Raw genomic sequence first — 22,444 nt, 5'->3', positions numbered from 1 at the left:
TGCAGGGCTTAGATGCCCAGGCAGAGGTATTTGATTTCCAGGTAATCCTCGATCCCGTACTTGGACCCTTCACGGCCCAGGCCCGAGGCCTTGATGCCGCCGAACGGCGCCACTTCATTGGAGATCAACCCGGTGTTGACGCCGACCATGCCGTATTCCAGGGCTTCGGCCACGCGGAACACACGGCCCAGGTCGCGGGCGTAGAAGTAGGAAGCCAGGCCGAACTCGGTGTCGTTGGACATGGCGATCACTTCGGCTTCGTCTTTGAAGCGGAACAGCGGCGCCAGCGGGCCGAAGGTTTCTTCCTTGGCCACGGCAGCGTCTTTGGGCACGTCGACCAGGATCGTCGGTTCAAAGAAGTTACCTTCCATGACCTTGCCACCGGCCAGCAGCCTGGCGCCTTTGCTCAGGGCATCGGCGATGTGTTCCTGCACCTTGGCCACGGCTTTTTCGTCGATCAGCGGGCCGGTGGTGGTGCCTTCCTCCAGACCGTTGCCGATCTTGAGCTTGGCCACCGCCACCTTGAGTTTTTCGGCGAACGCGTCGTACACCGAATCCTGGATGTACAGGCGGTTAGCGCAGACGCAGGTCTGGCCGTTGTTGCGGTACTTGGAGATGATCGCGCCTTCGACGGCCTTATCCAGGTCAGCGTCGTCGAACACGATGAACGGCGCGTTGCCGCCCAGTTCCAGGGACACTTTCTTGATGTCCTTGGCGCATTCGGCCATCAATTGGCGACCGATTTCGGTCGAACCGGTGAAGGACAACTTGCGCACGATCGGGTTGCTGGTCAGCTCGCCACCGATGTCGCCGGCGCTGCCGGTGACCACGCTCAGCACGCCTTTGGGGATACCGGCACGGTGCGCCAGCTCAACCAGGGCCAGGGCCGAGAATGGGGTTTGCGACGCTGGCTTGATGACCATGGTGCAGCCGGCGGCCAGGGCCGGGCCGGCTTTACGGGTGATCATCGCGGCCGGGAAGTTCCACGGGGTAATGGCGGCGGTCACGCCGATCGGCTGCTTGATTACGATCAGGCGCTTGTCGGGCTGGTGGCCGGGGATCACGTCACCGTAGATGCGCTTGGCTTCTTCGGCGAACCACTCGATAAAGGACGCGGCGTAGACGATTTCGCCCTTGGCTTCGGCCAGCGGCTTGCCTTGTTCGAGGGTCATCAGGCGACCGAGGTCTTCCTGGTTTTCGATCAGCAGTTCGAACCAACGGCGCAGCTTGTTGGCGCGCTCCTTGGCGGTCAGTGCACGCCAGGCCGGCAGCGCCTTGTCGGCGGCTTCGATGGCGCGGCGGGTTTCCGCGGCGCCCATCTTTGGCACGGTGCCGAGAATCTCACCGGTGGCCGGGTTGTTGACCTTGATGGTCTGGCCGTTGTCCGCATCGACCCAAGCGCCATCGATAAAGGCTTGCTGGCGGAACAACTGGGCATCTTTAAGCTGCATGTCGGGTTTCCTTAACAGCACCGCGCGCACGCGGAGCGAATTAGAGTTGTTGAAAGGCGCCTTGTGGGCTGCCGTCAGGGAAATCAGCCCCTGCGCGCGATTGAAGCGAAAAAGCGCACGGGAGACAGAGCGTTTGAAATCTCAAACGAATCCTAGGATCAATGGGGGTACAGGGCAATAGGATGTTCGAAAAAAAGAACGAAAACGGCGAATTCGCCGACGTTATCTGACCAGCGTAGGCACTGCCGCAGGCTTGGCCATGCCCGTACTGCGCACGTAACGTGCCGGCGATGCCCCCAGGGTTTTTCGGAACATACTGATAAAAGAGCTCACCGACTCATAACCCAGTATTTCGGCCGTGCGCTGCACGGATTCCCCTTCCGCCAGACTCTGCAACGCCACAATCAACTGCCATTGCCTGCGCCACTGGCCAAAGGTCAGGCCCGTTTCGCTTTTCACCAGTCGCGCCAACGAACGCTCGCTCATGGCGACCTCACGCGCCCAATCGCCGATGGTCGAGCGGTTCGAAGGGTCTTGTGCCAGCGCCCTGGCGATAGCACGCAATGGGGCAGCCGCCGGAAGGGGCAAATACAGCTGCTCGCAACGCGCCATTTCCAGTTGTTCGAGCAGTACGCCGGTCAAGCGTGCCGTGGGGGAGTCAGGCGGGTACGCCGGGTCCTGCTCACTGAGATGAAAGATCAGTTCGAGAATCAACGGCGACAGCACCAACGTGCAGCATTGCTTCGGAAGCACAGCCACCTCCGGCTCAACCAGCAGAAAACACACTTGCCCATTCGCTGTGACCCGGTTGCTGTGCGCAACGCCAGCGGGGATCCACACGCCGAATCCCGACGGCACCATCCACACCCCATCTTCCACGGTACACACGATGCCGCCGCGACACGCCACGACCAACTGGCCCTTGCGGTGCTTATGGACGGGAAATTCCTTGTCGTTCTGCTGTGTCGTGAGCATCAGCGCCACGGCGGGCTGACAAAGGTCGTCCAGTTCGAACTGCTCCTGTGAATGGCGCTGAACGTCCTGCATTGGCCTCTCTCACATTGGCTGGATTTGATTATTAATTGGCAGTGTAGTCGATATCGGCACATCAGGTTGTTGCGTAGCATTCTCATCAAGTACCGCCCGCGCCCTGCGGGCCTATCGATATCCGGTGATGAAGATGCTGAGTGAACTGTCCATCGCGAATCTCTACATCCCTCCGTTGCTGGCCTATCTGGTCGCGTCGGCACTGGCCTACCAAGCGTTGAAACATTGGGTCGGTGGTCCCTTGGCGTGGACCTGGCATCCCAGCCTGTCGCGCTTTTTTGTGCTGCTGATCATTTTGGCCACGCTGTTTCTGACGGTTTAAGTGAGGCCGCCCATGTCTGTCGTCAAATACCTGAAGACCTGCGCGACCCTGGCTTTGGGCCTTGTCGCCCTGGCCTTGTGCATGCAGCTGTGGCGTGCCTACGTGCTGGCGCCCTGGACCCGCGATGGGCGAGTCAGCGCTCAAGTTATCCGCATAGCCCCGGAGGTGTCCGGCCAAGTCGAACATCTGGCGGTGGCTGATAATCAATGGGTGTCCAGAGGCGATCTGCTCTACCGCATCGACCAGCGCGACTATTTGCTGGCCCAGCGCCAACGGGCGGCGGAGCTGGCCGAAGCGCAAAGTGTGTTTGAGCAACGCAACGAACAATTCAAACGTCGCACTCGCCTAGGTGACGCCATTGCCCGTGAGGAAATCGACAACGCCGCCCGCGTACTGAATGTCGCCAAGGCTCGCCTCGATGCCGCACAGGGCCAATTGGCCAGGGCCCGGCTGGATCTGGACCGCACCACGATACGTTCGCCGGTGGACGGCTACGTGACTCAACTTCGTTTGCAGCCGGGCGATTACGCGGCACAAGGCGAGACCAATATCTTCGTGGTCGATAGTCACAGCTTCTGGGTCACCGGCTACTTCGAAGAAACCAAGCTTTCGCGTATCCGCAAAGGCGCCCCGGCGTCGATCAAGCTGATGGGGTTCACGCCATTACTCCAGGGGCATGTCGCCAGCATCGGGCGCGGGATCGCAGACGGCAATGAGCTGCGCAGCGACAGCGGATTACCTCAAGTCAGCCCGACGTTCAGCTGGATACGCCTTGCCCAGCGCGTACCTGTACGCATCGAACTGGATAACGTGCCGACAGAGGTCGAACTGGCCGCCGGGATGACCGCGAGCGTTGAAATTGTCGAGGCAACGTCGGCATCGCATTGGCGGTTCATAAGCTGGCTTCAGGAGTACATGTAATGGTGGGGCATCTGCGGCGCGTGCTCGACTCACTGCCTTTGCCCTGGACGGCCGATACGTTCGCTTATGTGTGGCGCAGCATCGGCGCGGCGACACTTGCGCTCTGGCTGGGTTTTGAGCTGCAACTGGATTCGCCGTTTTCGGCTGCGTCCACCGTGCTCCTGCTGGTGCATCCGGTGCAAGGGGCGGTGGTTGGCAAGGGTTTCAACCGCACGGTTGGAACCCTTATCGGCATCACTGCGGCATTTATCCTGCTGGGCATGTTCGCCCAGCAGATGCTGCTCTTCATTCTGGGTGTCGGTCTGTGGCTTGGCTTATGTGTGGCGGCAATGACGGTGCTGCGCTATTACCAGTCAACGGCGGCGGTCGTCGCCGGCTACACCGTGTGCCTGGCGCTGGGCCCCGCCATTGTCGCCCCCGAACAAGGCTTCGATCACATCGTGACCCGAGGCACCGCCGTGGTGGTCGGTGTATTCAGCCTCAGCCTTATCGCCACGCTGGGCAGTCGTAAAACCATTGATCGCAAGCTGCTGGACACGCTTGTCGACGTGTCTGCCCGCGCTGCACGTCAACTGTCTGATCGATTCGCGGGCGAGGACACGCCTGAGCTGGTCTCACGACGCGCGCAGCTCTCGATGGACATCGGGCGAGTGGATGATCTTCTCGGCATCGGCTGGGGTGAGTCCGTGCTTATCCGGACGCGTCTGCCGGTTATTCAAACCGGCCTCGCCCAGCTGCAATCGGCGGTTATGGACAGGCGCCTGAACGATCGCGATGCTGCGGGGCATTGGTTGAACCGGATCAGTACCCCGCTCTGTCACCTGGGCCAGGCGTTGACCGACCGAACCCTCGATTTCACCGCGGCGGCGGATCGGGTGAAACAACTCATCAACGTGCTTGTAAGCGCAGGATCGGTTGACGACCTTTCAGCAGAGTCTGCCCGCGCGCCGTTACAGGTGGAGCGTCTGCGTGAACAGCTGGCGGACCTGCACGACGCCCTGCGCAGCTTCTCCAGCCTTGAACGCAACACTCAAGCGCGCCACGCCGTGGCCGGGTTTCATCGCAACTATCAGGACGCCATACGCAACGGTATCCGAGCCTTGGGCGCCACCCTGGTCGCCGGCGCCGTGTGGTACCTGAGCGCCTGGAATCAAGGCCCCACCCTGCTGGCGGTGCTGGGGCCCTGCTGCACCCTGTCGGCTGCAGGGCCCGACCCGGTTCAAGGCGTCATCGGCTTCATTAAAGGGACCCTTTACGCCACGTTGGCCGCAGTGGTGTGCAAATTCTTACTGATGCCGTCGATCAATGGCTTTCCACTGCTCGCAGTGATGCTGGCGGTGTTCTGGTCATTCGGCATTCATGCCACCACCCGACCTCGACAGGCCCTCACCGGGATTGCCTACCTGATTGCGTTCAACACGCTGGTCAGCACCGGCACGACCGCTCATTACGACTTCGCCGAATTCATCAACCAAGTGCTCGCCTGGTTCGTCGCGATGGGTATCTGTCTGCTGGCGTTCAACGTCGTTCCCAAAAAGCCCCAGCACACTGTGCAGGCACTTAAACAGTCGCTGCTTACCGCCACGCGCCGGCTTCTGCGTCGAGGAGCAACGCTCAATCATCGCAAGTGGCAAGCGCAACAGCAGCACCGCATCGTCTCCTTGAAAAGCCTGTTGGGCGCCGACCGTCAGGGTGACTGCGAGGCTGGCTATTTATCGCTCCAACTCAGCCGTGAACTCGCACGACTCCAACACCACACACGTCGCCTGCCCCCCGGCTCGCCAATTGCTCGCTGCGCGGCCACGGCCACCAGAAGGCTGGCCCAGTCGGCTGACCACACCGCCATCAGCGCCGCTCAAGCACGCAGAGCAGCCAAGTCCATGCAGCGCCTGGGCGCCGAGCAGTGGGCAGCACGTTACCGAGACCTGGCCTGGTTGCTGGAGCAATACGAAAACGCAACGACCGCCATCACCTGAAGGTCGGCCGCTTTCGCGGTGTTGCCGACTGCTTATTCCCACTCACGAAGGTACTTGCAGAATGAACACGTTATTCACGTGGATCGCGCTCGCTTCAATCATCACCCTGCCGGTGTTTGCCCACGCGGAAGGCGGCGCCGATGCTTTGACGCGCTGGCATGAGCAAAACAAGACGACTCTGCCAAAAGACCACAAACACCAGCACAGCCACCTGCCGCAGACGTAAGACCCTGCCCTGATTTGCCCCTTCACCGCCCTGCAACTGGACGCCCCCCGGCCAGATGAGTATCATGGCGCCCGCATCGCATCCGTAGCTCAGCTGGATAGAGTACTGCCCTCCGAAGGCAGGGGTCGTGGGTTCGAATCCCGCCGGGTGCACCAAAATGATGTTTCTGGTTGTCTCCTGATGACTACGAAACGCCCCGCAAAGCCCGCCCTGTGCGGGCTTTGTTGCTTCTACTTGTCTACCTTTATCTCCCCTCATACTGTAGCTCTGTGTATCCCACGGTCTATCCTCAGGCATCTCTAGAACCGAGGGGATACATGGGCGTGAAACGGTCAGATATCAAACGCAGACCACTTGGTGACACCGCGCTGGCAAGCATCGAACCCGAGACTGGGGGATATCGCGAACTCGACGGCAATGGCTTGTATCTACGCGTGAAGCCAGACGGCCAGAAGTCCTGGAAACTTCGTACAAAACCAAGCAGCCAAATGGAGCTGGCTTAGCCTGGGCGGCTACCCCGAAGTCAATGGCGCACCAGGAAAAGGCAGCCGAACTCGAAGCAGCAACAAAAACGTTCGAGATCCTCGCTCGCGAATGGATCGAAATTCGCACTCCAGGCTGGGAAAGCAGTGAAGAAACGCGTCGACTGGGCGAGGTCCTTTTAGTCTGCATCGCTTTATCAACCGAAGACGATGCCATCTGGCAGTCGCTTGCCGTCGTCCCACGCGATGATTTCACCACTGACGAGCAAGAGTTGAAGAACCTGATCTATCGAACCCGCCGACGTTCGGAGTTGAATTCCATGATGGAGAAACAGGCTCAAACTCAAGCGTCCTGAACGCTTTTCCACATAGAGCTCATAAGCCGCCTTAGGGCGGCTTTTTCACCTGAATGCCTTACTCCCAGCGCACGTGACACCTAGCAGCGGCAACGCAGGGCCAAAAGCGGTTGGCCGTGAATACCAGGTTATTGTCGTGAGCTTTACCAATTACAAACCGCAGTTGTTAAGGAGTACAGAGCCACGAGAGCCTATGGCAGCGGTTGCCAGTCTGGCGGCACTGAGCATGTATGATTGCCCTGACCTCCCCCTTCACAACGGGAAAATGCGCCGATGCAGCAACTGCGTAAAGACAACCATTACGTGCCCAAGCTTTACCTGAAGCAGTGGGCTGATAAGGGCCAAATCCTAACTTATCGGCTATTGGTTCCTAGCGATAATGTTCCCCAGTGGAAAAAACAGTCGCTGAAAGGAATTGCCTTTCATCAACACCTCTACACCTACCTTGCAGGGCAGGAAGAAACAGACGAGTTCGAACGCTGGCTCGACAATGAATTTGAAAATCCTGCGGAGGAAGCTATCCGTCGAGTTGTTCGAGAAGATCGGATGCTGCCCGAGCACTGGAGACGGCTGGTGCGGTTCGCGGTTGCCCTAGACGTGCGCACTCCGGCTCGTCTGAGGCAGTTCATACGCCGACAGAACGAGACATTGGAGACATTAATGGATGAAAGCATGCAACGTTCCGTCCTTAAAATGGAGCAGGCCGCTCAGAGGAACCAACCATTCCCAATATCTTCGGATGAAAGCGTTGCCCCCTCTCTCTTCAAAATATCCATCGAGACTCTCCCGGAGGGAGGCGGTCAAGTAAAAGCAGAAACCGTTGTGGGAAGGCGATTATGGATTTGGCAAATGAGGCACCTGTTAACCAAAACGCTAGGCCGCTTACCAACTCACAAATGGACTATCTTGCATGCTCCGGATGGCATGTCATGGCCCACATCTGACAACCCGCTTATACGTCTTAATTTTCAGGACTCGAAGAACTATGACTTTGGTGGTGGGTGGGGAGTCAATAATGGAGACATACTCCTGCCCCTAAGTCCGAAGCACTTACTCTACACCTGCATCGGTAACCAAGTGTGGCCGCGAGGTACCACACTTGATGTTAAGACGGCTAGCTTGATACGGAAGATGATCATTGAGCATGCTGATCGCTACGTCTTTGCTGAGGAAGCTAGTGATGTGCACTTGATCCGGCCCAGACTGGTTTGCTCAGAAACATTTAAAAATGAGTTGTCAACCTGGCAAAACTGGCATGCTGAACAGTGCCTGGCAGAAAGAGAAATGCAAAGCTGATTGACCGCGTGCTCAGCATCTGAGGCATTGAAGCAGGCCGGTCAGAATCGCCACTAGGTGGCCGCTATGGATCAATTGCAGTCCTTGAGTTCTTAGCCGACGTCTCCTCCTGAATGATTCCCCCTGTCAGCACGAATGCAAATGACAGATCGGTGGCGACGCGATCCGGGAGCCACGTGAGCAGCAATGACGCAACTGATCCCACTGTTTAGGAAAGCCACCACTGGCCGGCTGGCGCTCCACCCGGCGCGCGCCGTTGTCCCCCCACCACACCCGCCGTCTAAAAATATATTTTTTTCTGCGATTCTGCGCCATGCTCCAAACCAAGCAGGCCAGCGCTCGCAGAGAAAAATAGCGTCATTCTTCTCCCTGCGAAACCCTGCACCGCGCTATCAATTTTGTAGGCGCCCGAGCTCTCCCTCTACCATCGAACAATAACCCGTCCTATTCTGTAGCTCTGCGGGAGCTTCAGCGGGCCTAGGCGGGCTCAACGAAGCTACCCCAATCATTAATTAATATTCTTCGAGTTGCAGGACATCATGGAAAAAAAATTTTCATTCCTATCTGGATCCTTGGCAATCGAAAATCGGCCTTTCCATTTTCAAGTGGCCGAGGTAATTAGGAAGGCTCTAGTCGAACATAATGGTTATGTTGGATACAAACTCACGACGCTTGGTCGAGCCAGTGATACTGACGTACCATCGTTTATTGTTGTATCGCAACAGTCTGGCATCATCCTGATTGACGTCATTGAAGAACAAGTAACTGATGTAATAGAGTCAGAAAATGAAGAGTTTTGGAAACTAGACTCCGGAACCCTCATAACTTCTAGATCCTTAATTACTGAGATATATGAAGAGGAAGTTGTAAGCCGACTGAAAAACGACCTGTCGCTGTATGACAGGAAAGCCAGAAAGATTAAAGTACCTATTACAAGCGTGGTAGTTTTTTGTGCAAATGACGAAGCACAAATTCAAGGAATGTTAGGTGACGACTCCCCGATCATGGGCCTCCCCTTCGACAATCTGGACGAATGGGTAAAAGAACTATCAGAAGACTACAACTGCACTGAAGATGAACTAGGAAAAATATACTCACTCCTAGAAGGAACGTTTGTATATGAAACAAAACACAGTCCTGTCATCAGCGAAACAGCTCCGCAGACAATAAACGATTATATTCAAAAGTCATTACGTACCACATTCAAACAAGACGACTCCCAACGCCTAGCCGCTATGCAGTTGCCCCCAGGCCCACAACGCATTCGAGGCCTTGCCGGCACGGGCAAAACAATTGTTCTTTCATTGAAAGCGGCTATTACTCATAAACGCTTACCTGAATTTAAAATACTCTACCTGTTCAACACCCAAAGTCTCTATCAGCACGTACAAACTTTAATATCCAAGTATTACACCTTGGAAGCTAAAAAAACCCCAGACTTCGATGCGAAAATCCACGTTCTTCATGCATGGGGCGGAAGGCAAAAAGAAGGGCTTTACTCCCGCCTTTGCAAAAAGCTAGGCGTATCGCCTCTTACGCTAGGAGATGCGAGAGGGCAAGCAGATCCGCTTTCTTTCATATATCGAGATTTACTCAAAAAAATGGGGGATCAGATTGAGCCAGAGTATGACCTTATTCTGATTGACGAAGCTCAGGATTTTTCAACCGAGCTATTCCAGGTAGCCTATAAGCTAGCGAAGGGTGAGGGCTCACAAAAACGTATCATATGGGCGTACGACGAATTTCAATCTCTCAAAGATACACTTATAAAAGGCCCGACTGAGTTATTTGGAAAGAACGCGGCCGGTGAGCCAAATCTTCCAGACTCAGTCCTAGATGGAAAATACGATGGAGACATTCCAAAGGATTTCGTATTACCTAACTGCTACCGAACCCCGCGGCCGGTTTTAATGACCGCTCACGGCGTAGCAATGGGACTATATTCAAATCGCCAAATCGAGATGTTCTACTACCCTAGCGATTGGGAGGCAATAGGCTATAAGGTCAACGCACCGAGAAATCTCACCATCTCAGAGGGAGACGTTGTAGAGATTGAAAGACCAGATTCTAATAGCAAAAACTTACTCGAAGGAATAATGCTGGAAAATCAGAAGCGTCCTTTGAATCTCGTGCAAACCAAACTATGCAATTCTGATACGGAACAACTCACCTATATCGCACAGAAAATTAGTCTACTTGTTGAAACCAATGGCGTTGCACCTGAAGAAATAATCGTAATCAACCTTAAGCCCGGTAACAACAAAGATTCAATGCTAGCAATTCAGAGAGAGCTAAGTTCTGTAGGTATTAAATCTGTAATTCCGGGGTACGTAGAGAGTGCAGACGTCTTCAAGCCGTTAGGTTACGTGACACTTACTACCCCTTATCGGGCGAAAGGTAATGAAGCAAATATTGTTTTCGTCCTAAACTCCCAACAAGTTGCAAATGACTTCACCTTCAGAATGAGAAATGCGTTTTTTGTAGCAGTCACAAGATCTAGAGGCTGGTGCTATATAAGTGGTTTCGGTCAATCCATGGAAAAACTCATACATGAAATTGATTGCATAAAGCGCGACTTCCCAAAATTCAAGTTCATTTGCCCAAGCCCAACTCAAATGAAGAACAACAAAACCTTCCTCAATAAGTCAGACAAAGAATTGGACAAACTTCAGGAAATCTTTGAGCTAATGCAGAAAAACCCTGAATTCAAAGAAATGATTCAGAATTACTCTCAAGACTAGGAGTCTTCTGATGAAGTTTGCACACATCTGTCAAGGAATAATAAACGCAACGCGTACTCTGGAAAAGCATACTCAGCTTAACAACATATGTGTGGACAATGAGACCAAGTCAATCTCATGGCACGGTAGAAAACCTGGGATCATTAAGGGGTTATATTATCCGCTTGAGTATCAATATTTGATTGATTCCCAACAGTATTCACTACTACTGTCTGACGGCTCTTTTTTTCAGTTTTTCTATCAATATGACAAAAGTGAAAACCTGACCAGTGCCAGGCTCGCGTTCTATCCAAGGCCGCTATCAACCCGCGACTCTCTGGAAGAAATTCTTGCCGCCGCAGATGATGCTGTCGATAGAGAGGACGATGAACTTTTTAATCATCTCTATAACTGGACGGAAATGATGGAGTTGAAAAATCAAACACCTTCAAACACGTCTCACATTAGATTCGATTACGATCCAAAAGCTAAATCTCATAGTCCTTCACACTTACAGCTTAGCGGACTACATGACTTCAGAATCTCCGCTAACTACTTCCCTCAACCACTTGCGTTTATACAACTTTGCGAAGCGACTTATTCAAGTGAAAGAGTCATAGACACGGCAGGTATGGCTTTCGAGAAGCGACACGCGCTGCTCCTACAACAGCCCTCAGAGCTTATCAACCTCGGGTGGCCGGTGCAGGATTAGCCTGTATCCCAGGATGTATCCCTTCGAACAATTACGGAAAAATAATCTATTTTTTCAATCGGTTATGAGCCAGGTTAGAAGCCCGCCGGGGCACCAAACACACATGAAAAAGCCCCAAGTCGAAAGACCTGGGGCTTTTTCATGTGTGCTGGGATCACATCCCCCCTCAAACCCGCGCTGGCGACACAATGATCTTCACGTTGTGTTCCTTGTTTTTAACCAATTCCTCAAAACCTTCCCCCACGATCTGTTCCAGCTGAATACGCCCCGTCACCAACGGCGTGATATCCAGCCGCCCATCGGCGATAAACGCGATGACATCCGCGAACTCGCCGTTATAGGCCAACGCGCCGAGTACCTGTTTCTCCGTGGCCACCAACTCGAAGAAGTTGAATTCGCTGGGTTCTTCGAAGATGCCCACCAGCACGCACTTGCCGGCTTTGCGGATCAGGTCGATGGCAAGTTTGGCCGTGTGTTTGTTGCCGATGCATTCGAAGCTGACATCCGCGCCGAGCCCGGCGGTGAGGCGGCGGACTTCGGCCAGGGCGTCGCATTGGTTGGGATCGAGTACGTGGCTCGCGCCCACTTCCCGGGCCTTGGCCTTGCGGGCTGCGGACATTTCCAGGGCGATCACTTGCGCCGCGCCCGCTGCTTTGGCGCACATGATGGTGCACAGCCCGATGGTGCCGGCGCCGACCACTACGACGTTTTGCCCCAGCAGGCTACCGGCCTTTTTCACGGCGTGCATGCCCACCGCCAGCGGCTCGATCAGTGCACCGGCTTCGGCGGGGAAGTTGGCGGGCAGCTTGTACAGCAGGTTGGCGGGTACGTTGACAAGTTCGGCGAAGGCACCGTTGTTCATCAACCCGGTGAACGCCAGGTTTTCACAGATGTTGTACAGCCCGTGGGTGCAGTAGTAGCAGGTGCCGCAATGCTGGCAGGCATCGGCCGCCACCGGTTCACCGACGCTGAAGCCCTCCACGCCGGCGCCGATCTCGACGATTTCGCCACAGAACTCATGACCGAGAATGCACTGGCCCTTGATGCCGGTCAGCGGGTGTGGCGCGTCGACCGGAATAAACACCGGGCCGGCCACGTACTCATGCAGATCGGAGCCGCAGATGCCGCACCATTGCACGCGGATCTGCACCCAGCCGGCGGGCGGCGCGTCGGGCAGGGGCACATCTTCGACGCGGATATCGTGGCGGCCGTGCCAGACAGCGGCACGCATGCTGCGTTGCGGATTGATCGTTAGGGTCATGGCAAGGCTCCTTGAAACGGCAGTGAGTGACGAACCCCGACGGGGTTGCGAGGGCCAGAGCAAGGCCGGTGCCATCTGCGCGAAAATCCTCGAACAGGCGTTTTTTAGAGCGATCCGTGGCACAACCCCCGCTGGCCGCAATCACCGTCGAATGAGACGCCTTGAATCAGCCCTCTGAGAAAGCGCTGAGCAATTGGGACGCTCCGTCTCATCGCTGCGTGCCTGTATGACGTTTTGTCGGGCCATCTGTATCTAACGCGCCGTCTTCGGCGGCCCTACCATCGTGCGCATCCAGCCACTCGCGACCACGCGCCCACGGCTGGCGTTACCTACAGGAGTTACCCCATGCCCGAACTGTCGAGCCTGCTGGCGTTTGGTCTGATTTGCCTCGGGATGGTGCTGACGCCAGGCCCGAACATGATCTATCTGATCTCCCGCTCGATCTGCCAAGGGCGGGTCGCGGGCTTGATTTCCCTGGGCGGCGTGGCGTTGGGTTTTGTGGTTTATATGCTCTGCGCGGCGCTGGGTATAACCGCTCTGCTGATGGCGGTGCCCTTTGCGTATGACGCGCTCAAGCTCGGCGGCGCGTTGTATTTGCTGTACCTGGCCTGGCAAGCGGTGAAGCCCGGTGGGCGTTCGGCGTTTCAGTTGCGCGATCTGCCTCGGGACGGGCCGCGCAGGTTGTTTATGATGGGCTTTGTCACCAACCTGCTGAACCCGAAAGTCGCGGTGATATACCTGTCGTTGCTGCCCCAATTCATCGTGCCCGACGGCCACGGCAGTGTGCTGGCGCAGTCCCTCGTGCTGGGGTTTACCCAGATCATGATCAGTGTGAGCGTTAACGCGTTGATCGCCCTGTCGGCGGGCTCCATCGCCACGTTTCTGGCGGCCAAACCACTATGGCAATGGGTACAGCGCTGGTTGATGGGGACGGTGCTGGCAGGGCTGGCTGTGCGCATGGCGCTGGAAGGGCGGCGCTAAGCGCGGCGCTTTATGGTCACTGGCATGTGGACTCAAGGGCCACAGTTTTTTTGTGAATATACTGCTGCTGTCGAACGCCTATATCATGCGCGAGCCAAAATTTTTGAAGCTCAATAAGCAGGCGACGTGAAAAGCCCGTCGTGCGGCGACGGCCGGTGAAGGTCGAAGGAATTGCCATGAACATCGAATCGATCACAATCAAAGGATTCAAAAGCGTTACAAGCCTGACGCTTGAGGGACTCTCTCCCTTTACAGCCCTGGCAGGCTCTAACGGGGCCGGGAAAAGTAATATTACTGATGCCCTGGCGTTCTTCGGTGCCGTCGTGAAACGAGGGGCTGCCACTGCCATTCGGGATTTTGGCGGCTTTCAACAAATCCACTGTTTCAAGTATCGCAAAGAAAAAAGGACCTCACTGTCCTTCGAAATAAAAATAGAAATCGATAATGAAAAATTTGATTACTCGCTCAAACTGATTGATATCGACAAAGTTCCTCAGGTCATTGAAAGCCTGAAGATCGATGGCGAACTGTGCATCGACCGGCGCCAAAATGGCGAAACGCGACTTACGCTGTCTGGCTACTCTCCACTTACGCCGCTTCTGCAATACCCTCAAGACATGACCGCACTCATGTTGTTCAGCAACTCATCGCTCTACAAATTCCTTACAAACATACGTGTGTTTCGAATTGATCCTATTGCTGCAAAAGAACCAGACAGCTCGACCGCCGATGCCACAATGTTGGACAGCCATGGTCGCAACGTCGCAACCATGCTCTCCGTACTGGAAAAGGATGAAGCATTCAGAACTCAAGTCTTGGAATGGATTGAGCTAATTGTTCCTGGACTGGAAAATGTCTCGACTGAAAAGCAGCGACTCGATAGCGCCACGGTCATCACCTTCAAAGAAGAGGGCACCAGAACTCACTTTCCTGCGCGCTTGATCTCCGACGGCACTATTTATGCCCTGTGCATCATGACCGCCGTGTTGAGCCGCACTGCTCAGGCAGGCCTTACCATTATCGAGGAGCCTGAACGAGGTATTCATCCTAAAGCCATTGGCGAACTCGTTACGCTTATGCGGGATAACGCGACGGTTGAACATCCTGTATTCATTACCACACACAGTGAGTCTGTGGTACGCAACTTAAATCCGGAAGAGCTCTGGCTGGTCAACAAAACCGAGGGCCGCACGGGCGTCAAATGCGCGGCAGAATCCGGAGTCGATAAAAAGCAGATCCCTCTGGACACCGCGTGGCTGACAAATATGCTCAACGGGGGGCTTCCATGGTGAAAGTTGGCTTTATTGTGGAGGGGGACTGTGAAAGGATCGTGGTTGAATCTGCGGCCTTCACCAAACTCCTCAGCGATTGTGGACAGGAACTGGTAACGCCAGTAATCGATGCAAAAGGAGGTGGAAACCTCCTTCCACACAATATCGATGTATTCATTCAGGCGCTTGAGGTGAAAGGGGTGAGCAAAATCTATGTGCTCACCGACCTGGAAGAAGAGGCCTCGGTTGAAGTAGTTCGAGACCGTATAAGCAACGCAAAAATCGAAACCATATTCATCGCCGTCAAGGCTCTGGAGGCATGGTTCCTTGCTGATACCCAGGCAATGAGCAACTGGCTGAAGCAGGCCTACAATGAGCCCTATCCTGAAGCGACCTTTGGAAAACCCTATGATCGCCTTAAAGAAATTGCCAAAACCGTGGGAGTTTCCGGCCCTGGCAATAAACCCGCCTTCGCCAAGAAAATGGTCAAGCACTTCGATTTCAGCATCGTCCGTGCAGCTCAACACCCGCTGTGCCCCAGTGCGCGCGAGTTGGTCGATTACTTCCGAGAAAGATAAACCGACTACTTGCAGACCATCGCTTATTCAACTGGCCGGGTTTACAGAATCGCTGTCGTTACTCCGCCTGATCGACGCCAAAGCACGCTCCAGACAGCTGAATTTTATATACTCCTGCTCCAATCTAACGCCTACACCCAGTCGGTTATCTCGTAGCTCATCGAACAACAAACGCTCATCCGAGTTAAGGCGAGGCAATTCATGTAACGCTTGCCGGGCCTCTTGGCCCCAGACGTCCTCATGGGCAACGAGCGTTTGGCGGTCCATTAATAACGACTCCACGTGCCCAAATCTGCGCCGCAATTGATCAAGAATGGCGAACCCGTGGGTATCAATATCCCCCCAGTAATAAATTGTGCTGCGCGACAACCAGCTCGCCCGTCCCAAGGCCTCCCAGCCATAGCCCTTGCCAAAGATCACAATGGCAGACGCGACACAAGGAAATGCCAGGAAGTTAGTCTCGTTCTCTGTAACGAACACCCGACTGACAGCGATATCCAACTGAGCAAAACTGGCTGAGTCCAGGGTTATGTCAGGACAGGTCAAGCCTGGAAGCGTGGCCATTTTTTGATCCAGAACGCGAAAGCGGATCCCCGTAGGTTTATCGAGAAAACCGTAGCGAAGAGAAAATTGTGAAGCGCCCTTGTAGTGCGAGGCAATGGCCTGCTCGGGCAGGACTCTATCGAAAAGCTCACACAAGACCCCCTTGTGCCCTTCGATAAATTTGCTATGGATACCTGGGATATCGACCTGCCGCAGGTAGATACCGGGTTTGGGATGCTCGGTTATCCAGGTTACAACTTTCAACAGGGCCGGCCATTGTCGTGCAAGGGTAATGGCCCGTAATGGACGAGCTTCCAGCCAGGCGACAAGCAGAGGCTGACATTGAAGCGTTAAATCAAGCAGGGACTTGAATTCGTTGAGCTCTTTGCCCTTGCCAACCAGTACGACGGCTGCCTCTAAAGAATCGACCCACACTGCGACAGGCAACCGTTGCAAGCCTACGACACGATGATTGACCTCTCGCCACTGAATGCGGATACCGACGATAGCGCTGAGATCTGCAACCCACTGGCGAACCTTTTCAAACTGCTCACTGAGCTGTACCGCCTCAGGCCCTTTCAGGGATAGCCGCCGTGGTTCCCAGGGTTGCCCCGTCACCAGCGGTCGCAGCAAGTCACCACGCAGCCAAAGTCGCTGCATCTGCTTATTCAAGTCGGCCGTTGTGGTCCATTGCATACTCAAAGCTCGTTCCGGTTCGTCCGATACTCTTCAATCGACAAATTACGCAATTGTGAAGCCTTGCCCCCCTCGTTGCGCACAAAGCCGACACTGGAAACAAAGGGCTCAATGATGTGAATTTTCTGCAGGGGCGTCACGATCAATAACTGCAGATTGAGTTGCTTGAACAGCCTCAAGCCATACTCGGCGGACTCATCCGAACCACGCCCGAACGCCTCATCGATTACCACAAAACGGAACGAGCGCGAACGCACGGCGCCCCACTCGAGGCCGAACTGATAGGCCAGACTGGCCGCCAGAATGGTGTAAGCCAGCTTTTCCTTCTGCCCGCCGGACTTGCCACCCGAGTCCGGATAATGCTCATGTTCCCGGTCGTCCTCACGCCAGCGCTCGCTGGCGGCAAACAAGAACCAGTTGCGCACGTCGGTGACTTTGGCGGTCCAGCGGCGATCTTGCTCTGCATGCCCTTCTCGCCCACGAAAACGATCAATGATGGTCTTGACCTGTAGGAACTTGTTTTCCGAGTACTGCGCATCCTCGGAGCCCGTCAATGCACCTTCGGTGCAGGCCCGCAATTGCATCTGGAAGTCACGGACATCGATATCCGGACTCAACTGCGACTCCAGCACGATGTAGCGGCCGGGGTTGTAGTCGATCTGCCCAAGAGACTCGTTGATTCGGGCAATTCGCTCCTTGATGGTCTCGCGCTCGCGCGCCAGTTGTCCGTTGAAGTTAGCGATTTCATTAAGTGTATTGACGTTGAGCAGCTCCTTGAAGCGCTGTTCGAAACGCGGCAAATCATCGCGATTGAGCTGGTCAAGCAGATTACGGTACTCATCGACAGCATTGAGATCGGCGTCAAACTCACTGGTTTCCAGTTTGTAGGCGTCCTTGAAAGCCCCCATGGCCCGAATGATTTTGTCTCGTAGCCGATCCAGCACCTTGACCTCGGCATCCATTTCTCGTTGCAAAGCTTCGCGCACTTCGCGCTCGGCGTTGTCGCAGGATTCGACAGTCAGCAATCGTTCGCCCAACACCTGAACACGTAGCGCCTCCAGACGCAGACGAACGGATGCTTCAATGTCCAAAAGCAGGCGGGTGGTTTCAATATGCAACGCGCTGGCGGCTTCGTATTTTGACGCTACGTTACCCAGCTCCTGGTCCAGCCGGGATACTTCATTCTCCGTGACCTGCAACGCGTCTTGCTGGGTCTTCAATTGCGCCGCCAACGCCAGTAATGCATCACTTGCCGCCTCCAACTGCGACTTTTCGTCTTGCAAACGCGCTACCAACGTCGCACATTCGGCCCAGTCGATTTCACGGTAGTCGGTAAACTCATTGAGCGCAGCGAGGGATTCCAGTTGGTGACGGATAAGGGCACGCTGCTTTTCAGCGTTAGCAATGTTTGAGCCTATGTCGCCCAGACGTTCTTCCAAGCGATCTTTAGCGACCTCAAGGGCAGTAATCTTCTGCGTATTGCTCCACCCAAGCACATAGCGGCTACGATCATCCAGACGATGTCGGTCATCCTTTTCATGGCGCTCGCCAGTCCCTTTGACTTGGCCCGATAGAGACAAGGCGCGGACCTCACGCCGAAACTGCTCCGGTGTCTCACAACAGGCGTAGTTGAAGCGATAACTCAGTTCACGGGCCAGCCAGGGGTAAAACGGTGAGTCGGGTTTGACACTGATTTTTGTTACCAAGGACTGCGGATGCAGGTCCGATGGCTCGGCCTGACGGGCGGCACGTACCCGGAAATACACCACACGCCCCGCCAAGTGGGTTCGATCCACCCAGGCTGCCACCGCGGGGTAATGTTCATCCGGCACCAGCAACGCCAAGCCAAAACTATGCAGAATACGCTCAATCGCGCCTTCCCAAGGGCGATGTTCTTCACGTACTTGAAGCAACTCACCGACAAACGGGATCAGGTCTTCGGCAAGCTCAAGTGCCTGGCACATCGCGGCGCGCAGCTTGATCTGAGCGAGCGGAATATTACTGCGGCGCGCCTTAAGGCTGGCTATTTCGCTAACGAGCGCGTCATGCTCACGCCGCCCTTGAAGCAGCGACACAGACCATTCGGTAAGCTGGTTTTGCAGCTCGGCCTCCTCGGAGCCTGACTGTTCGCGACGTACCCCTAATTGCAGTCCCAGGCGCACAAACTCCATTTCGTCGCGCACCGGGGAAGCGCCTACCGCATTGAGAAGCTCCGCATGACGCCGGAAGCGTTGCTGGCGCCTTTCACGCTCATCATCCTGTTTACGTATTTCACTGGCCAATTGATCCAGGCGGTCTCCGCCCTGCTCGGCCACCGCGCGTTTAAGAGCGTCTACCTCCAATCGCTGACGATCTCGCAGCTCCAGCCGACGCTTCTTTTGAGAGGACAGTCGCTGCTGATCATTAGTCAACAGCTCCAGACGTCGATCCAACAAACCGAGTTTGAGCTCCGAGAACCAGGCCTTGAGGGACTCGCGGCAGTCGCGCAAACGCTCCTGCTCACCAACCAGGTCGTGGTGCTTGTCGCAGTCGGCCACCAAAGGCTCCAGCAAAAGCCGCTGATGCTTGGCCTTTAAAACCGCTTCATGGGCACGACTCAAGTCATCGAAGTGGGAAATCAAGGCATTAATGCGTACAGCGGCATCAAACGGTTCAAGCATGTGGTTGCGGACAAATTCAGTCAGGTTGCCAACCGACTTCATCGAAACCGTTTGATGAAACAACTCCATTGCCTGTTCATTATCAATACCCAGGCGTCGCCGAAACCACGCACCGTACTTTGCAAAACTGTCCTGGACATCTGCACCCGCATTTCGCAGTCGCTTGCGTAACTGCGGAATATCCGAACCGAAATCGGCAAAGTCATCAGTAATACTCAGGTCGCGCTCAGCGCCGACATAAAAGCGTTCCGGCTGCCCTTGCCCTTCTTTCATCCAGAACACCTGGGCCAGGGTTATCGTCTGATCGTAGCCTGCGTTATGAAATACACCCAAAATCACCGAGTAACTGCTGTGGTCGCGAAGAGCTACTGGTTTTGCCGTACCCGTGACTTCACTGCGTTCAGACTTGTAATGCCCCAACACGTAGGAGCGCAGACCTCGCTCCTTATTCTCTGCCCCGGCAGCCTTGTTATAGGCGATGCGCTGGGTGGGAACCAGCAATGTAGTGATCGCATCCACCAAAGTGGATTTACCGGAACCGATGTCCCCCGTCAGCAGACTGTTTTTACCCTCCGGCAGCAGTGTCCAGACCTTTTGATCAAAGGTGCCCCAGTTGAAGATTTCCAGGCGTTTGAGACGAAAGCCAGACAGGCTGTCGTCGCCGATAAAGTCCAACTCCGGGAGCGATGCATCACTCATGATCCTTCTCCTGCTCAGTATCAAGTGAAGCGTCTTCGTCTCCACCTAGACGGACCCGGTATTCAGCCAGCCGGCTGTCAAAATCAGATAACCATTGAGCATCCACAAATGCCTTCAGGATACGGCGCACTTCGAAACTCATTGGACCGCCACTGCTTTTGAGCCGGCGCAGAAAACCCAGGTCGATTACCTTGGCAATTTGCGCATCAATCTGGTCGACCAACTTAACTTCATTGCTGCTGGCAGGCAGAAATACGCGAACCAACTCCACAATCTCATCGCGCGTCAGTACCAGCCGAGTCTCACCGCCGCCAGCATCGAACTCCGCTAATTTTTTGCGCAGCAGGGCCAGCAGCAAACTGACCGGAAATGACAAGGGTCGGCGCGCGACGAGACGCGGAATCTGTACGCTGGCTTCGCCGACGTCCTGCTCGGGACGGCTGCGCAGAAAGACATAACCTTCCGCTTCATCCAACATCAACTCAAGGCCCAGTACCGTCACGTAGTCACGCACACGCACTTGCAAGTTGAGTAGCGCGCCCCACAAACGCTCATTACCTTCCCGGTAAATCACCCCTTTGAGCAGCGAAACCAACAGTGTGGACAGATCCGCCGCCGCGACATCCATAGTCGCCGCCGGCGCGGGTTGTTCTTCGCTCATCCTTCCCTCACAAAAATTATTCGCGCCAGGCGCGCCTGCTTTCTTACGTAACCGCCATCACGAGTCATCGCGTTCCAGATGATCGGCTCGTAGAGGCTGTCGTCGATCACAGTCGTAAAGGTTTCGCTGCCAAGATGGAGATATGCCACCAACTCGGCCAACCCTTGCTGCAGGGGTTGCAAGTCGATCAAGTCATACAGGGTGATTTGCGAGCGGGTCTGCAGCGCTTGCCGGATATGGCTTGCCAGACGAAGCAGGTCGACGGCCTGTTCGTTGTACAGGGCGCTGACATCCACATCGTCGTCTCCCGCCTGGACGACCAGTCCGGCGAAGTCAGGCTTGACGGTCAACGTATGCAGGGGCCGCTCCATGGGCAATTCGATATGCGCAGCCACGTCATCCATGTCCATGAAGTGACCAGCAGGCGGTTGGTCACGTGCCCACAACGCCTTGGCCTCCACACCACGCAAGATGTCCATGATCCGTCGATTTTCCAGCCAGACCTGATCATCCAGAAACCGTCGCAACTGCTGGGAAAGTTGAGCCACCATGCGCTGGGTATGCTCACCAGCTTCAAGCCAATCGTAGTGAACGCGGCGAGTGCGAATATCCGGCTTGAGCTCCATGACCGGCGCCAAGGCCAGCACATGATCAAGCATCTGCGTCAGTTCCTCCTGCCGCTGGCTGGACATCAAAAAGCCCCAGAACGCTCTGAAACTACGGCCCTGGTCCGAGTCGGAAATGGCATCGCGCTCGCCCATGATCTGTTCCAGCAGGGCCCCCTTGGCACCTTCCCATAGGGCGATCCGCTCTCGCACACGCCGGTCAAGCAGACGAAAATTATGTTCGACCTCACGAAAGTCAGCGAGCAACTCTCGCGACAACTGGGTGAACTGCTGGAAGCGATCTTTCAGGGCGGTATCGTTCAGCAACGGCACATTGCCACCGACGATCTGCGCAATTTCAGCGTCCAGTTCGTCCCGGCGTTTTCGTAGTTCGGCGACGCGTTTGGCCGGGTCTGTTTCAGTGCCTTCGCTCATCTGTTTGAGCAGCTCGAATAGCGTCAGCAAACGTGATTCGGTTCCGACGAAGCCCCGCTCGGCGAGGGTCGCCAACCAGGCAATGGCTTTCTCGGTAGACGGCGTGAGGTCGAACTGCGGTTCATCGTCGTCCTGACGATAAAACTTGCGCAGCCAGCCCTTTTCCGGACTCGCCCATTCGTTGAGATACTGCAACGCAGGTTTGGGGAAAACCTCGTCTTCGATCTGCCTACGCAGGGCAAACAGCTCATCCTCCAGAGCCTCGGCCAGATCGGCGGCTGAAATGATTCGAACGTTAGGCGCGACAAACACACGGTGTAAAAAGCTTGCCACCAACGGACCATGATCCGAACACAAGAGGCGCCAGGCCGGATGATGCTTGCGCAAACTTTCAAGGGTGGCGTAATCCATCACTCACCGATTTGCTGAATTGATCAGTTCAAAACAATGGCGCCAGACTTAAGTATTTTCCAGTCTTAAATTGCACTTACTAGCCAAACAGCTAGGTATTGCAAACCCAAGATACAAAGAGCCTCTCAGGTTTG

Annotated in this window: 17 protein-coding genes, 1 tRNA gene and 1 pseudogene; 12 read left to right on the top strand and 7 right to left on the bottom strand. The window is 55.2% G+C overall.

Annotated elements, in window-relative coordinates; genetic code table 11:
• Positions 1-8: 8 nt before the first annotated feature.
• Together gabD and G7025_RS23645 are read right to left on the bottom strand one after the other, a co-directional pair.
• Complete coding sequence (gene gabD, locus G7025_RS23650; protein WP_181081444.1) at positions 9-1,451, bottom strand: NADP-dependent succinate-semialdehyde dehydrogenase; 1,443 nt, start codon at positions 1,449-1,451, stop codon at positions 9-11.
• Positions 1,452-1,673: 222 nt separating this feature from the next.
• On the bottom strand, positions 1,674-2,498 hold the full coding sequence (locus G7025_RS23645) for an AraC family transcriptional regulator (protein ID WP_181081443.1): 825 nt from the start codon (positions 2,496-2,498) through the stop codon (positions 1,674-1,676).
• A 133-nt stretch (positions 2,499-2,631) separates the two neighbouring features.
• Between G7025_RS23645 and G7025_RS23640 the strand changes: the two genes are divergently transcribed.
• The 9 genes and pseudogenes from G7025_RS23640 (at position 2,632) to G7025_RS23600 (ending at position 11,509) form a co-directional block, all read left to right on the top strand.
• Positions 2,632-2,820 (top strand): DUF1656 domain-containing protein, encoded by a 189-nt coding sequence (locus G7025_RS23640; RefSeq protein WP_181081442.1) that lies wholly within the window; start codon positions 2,632-2,634, stop codon positions 2,818-2,820.
• A gap of 12 nt (positions 2,821-2,832) precedes the next feature.
• Positions 2,833-3,741 carry an efflux RND transporter periplasmic adaptor subunit gene (locus G7025_RS23635; RefSeq protein ID WP_181081441.1) on the top strand — a complete coding sequence of 303 codons (909 nt, stop codon included), beginning with the start codon at positions 2,833-2,835 and terminating at the stop codon, positions 3,739-3,741.
• Entirely contained in the window at positions 3,741-5,717 is a 1,977-nt protein-coding gene (locus tag G7025_RS23630; protein WP_181081440.1) for an FUSC family protein, read from the top strand. Before G7025_RS23635 ends, G7025_RS23630 begins: the two co-directional genes overlap by 1 nt.
• A gap of 61 nt (positions 5,718-5,778) precedes the next feature.
• The gene (locus tag G7025_RS23625) at positions 5,779-5,943 is read left to right on the top strand and encodes a hypothetical protein (protein WP_181081439.1); all 165 of its coding nucleotides are present in this window, start codon (positions 5,779-5,781) and stop codon (positions 5,941-5,943) included.
• Positions 5,944-6,021: 78 nt separating this feature from the next.
• Positions 6,022-6,098 (top strand) — tRNA-Arg (locus G7025_RS23620).
• A gap of 168 nt (positions 6,099-6,266) precedes the next feature.
• Positions 6,267-6,595 (top strand): annotated as a pseudogene (locus G7025_RS26890) (integrase arm-type DNA-binding domain-containing protein); the annotation flags it as partial.
• 459 nt (positions 6,596-7,054) lie between these two features.
• Positions 7,055-8,077, top strand: coding sequence for a DUF4238 domain-containing protein (locus G7025_RS23610; protein ID WP_181081437.1), 1,023 nt, complete (start codon positions 7,055-7,057; stop codon positions 8,075-8,077).
• Between the two features lie 539 nt (positions 8,078-8,616).
• The gene (locus G7025_RS23605; protein WP_181081436.1) at positions 8,617-10,818 is read left to right on the top strand and encodes a DEAD/DEAH box helicase; all 2,202 of its coding nucleotides are present in this window, start codon (positions 8,617-8,619) and stop codon (positions 10,816-10,818) included.
• A gap of 10 nt (positions 10,819-10,828) precedes the next feature.
• Positions 10,829-11,509 carry a DUF2290 domain-containing protein gene (locus tag G7025_RS23600; protein ID WP_181081435.1) on the top strand — a complete coding sequence of 227 codons (681 nt, stop codon included), beginning with the start codon at positions 10,829-10,831 and terminating at the stop codon, positions 11,507-11,509.
• 166 nt (positions 11,510-11,675) lie between these two features.
• Here G7025_RS23600 and G7025_RS23595 read toward each other — a convergent pair whose 3' ends face one another.
• A complete protein-coding gene (locus G7025_RS23595) occupies positions 11,676-12,740 on the bottom strand; it encodes a 2,3-butanediol dehydrogenase (protein ID WP_258197726.1) in 1,065 nt (354 codons plus the stop codon).
• A 375-nt stretch (positions 12,741-13,115) separates the two neighbouring features.
• Here G7025_RS23595 and G7025_RS23590 point away from each other — a divergent pair, with 375 nt between their 5' ends.
• The 3 genes from G7025_RS23590 to G7025_RS23580 all read left to right on the top strand — a co-directional run bounded on the left by G7025_RS23590 (position 13,116) and on the right by G7025_RS23580 (position 15,600).
• The gene (locus G7025_RS23590; RefSeq protein ID WP_181081433.1) at positions 13,116-13,751 is read left to right on the top strand and encodes a LysE family translocator; all 636 of its coding nucleotides are present in this window, start codon (positions 13,116-13,118) and stop codon (positions 13,749-13,751) included.
• Positions 13,752-13,927: 176 nt separating this feature from the next.
• On the top strand, positions 13,928-15,043 hold the full coding sequence (locus G7025_RS23585) for an AAA family ATPase (protein WP_181081432.1): 1,116 nt from the start codon (positions 13,928-13,930) through the stop codon (positions 15,041-15,043).
• The gene (locus G7025_RS23580) at positions 15,004-15,600 is read left to right on the top strand and encodes a DUF4276 family protein (protein WP_253509929.1); all 597 of its coding nucleotides are present in this window, start codon (positions 15,004-15,006) and stop codon (positions 15,598-15,600) included. The genes G7025_RS23585 and G7025_RS23580 overlap by 40 nt, the downstream gene beginning before the upstream one ends.
• Positions 15,601-15,627: 27 nt before the next feature.
• Here the strand turns inward: G7025_RS23580 and G7025_RS23575 are convergent, their stop codons facing one another.
• The 4 genes from G7025_RS23575 to G7025_RS23560 are packed head-to-tail and all read right to left on the bottom strand — an operon-like array spanning position 15,628 to position 22,310.
• Positions 15,628-16,839 carry a DUF3322 domain-containing protein gene (locus G7025_RS23575; protein ID WP_181081431.1) on the bottom strand — a complete coding sequence of 404 codons (1,212 nt, stop codon included), beginning with the start codon at positions 16,837-16,839 and terminating at the stop codon, positions 15,628-15,630.
• Between the two features lie 2 nt (positions 16,840-16,841).
• The gene (locus G7025_RS23570) at positions 16,842-20,198 is read right to left on the bottom strand and encodes an ATP-binding protein (protein ID WP_181081430.1); all 3,357 of its coding nucleotides are present in this window, start codon (positions 20,196-20,198) and stop codon (positions 16,842-16,844) included.
• On the bottom strand, positions 20,191-20,859 hold the full coding sequence (locus G7025_RS23565; RefSeq protein ID WP_181081429.1) for a DUF4194 domain-containing protein: 669 nt from the start codon (positions 20,857-20,859) through the stop codon (positions 20,191-20,193). The genes G7025_RS23570 and G7025_RS23565 overlap by 8 nt, the downstream gene beginning before the upstream one ends.
• Positions 20,856-22,310, bottom strand: a complete 1,455-nt coding sequence (locus tag G7025_RS23560; RefSeq protein ID WP_181081428.1) for a DUF3375 domain-containing protein — start codon at positions 22,308-22,310, stop codon at positions 20,856-20,858. The genes G7025_RS23565 and G7025_RS23560 overlap by 4 nt, the downstream gene beginning before the upstream one ends.
• Positions 22,311-22,444: the final 134 nt, after the last annotated feature.

The sequence above is a fragment of the Pseudomonas lurida genome, assembly GCF_013522705.1.
Classification (GTDB): domain Bacteria; phylum Pseudomonadota; class Gammaproteobacteria; order Pseudomonadales; family Pseudomonadaceae; genus Aquipseudomonas; species Aquipseudomonas quebecensis.
This window is presented reverse-complemented; position numbering and strand designations above follow the sequence as displayed.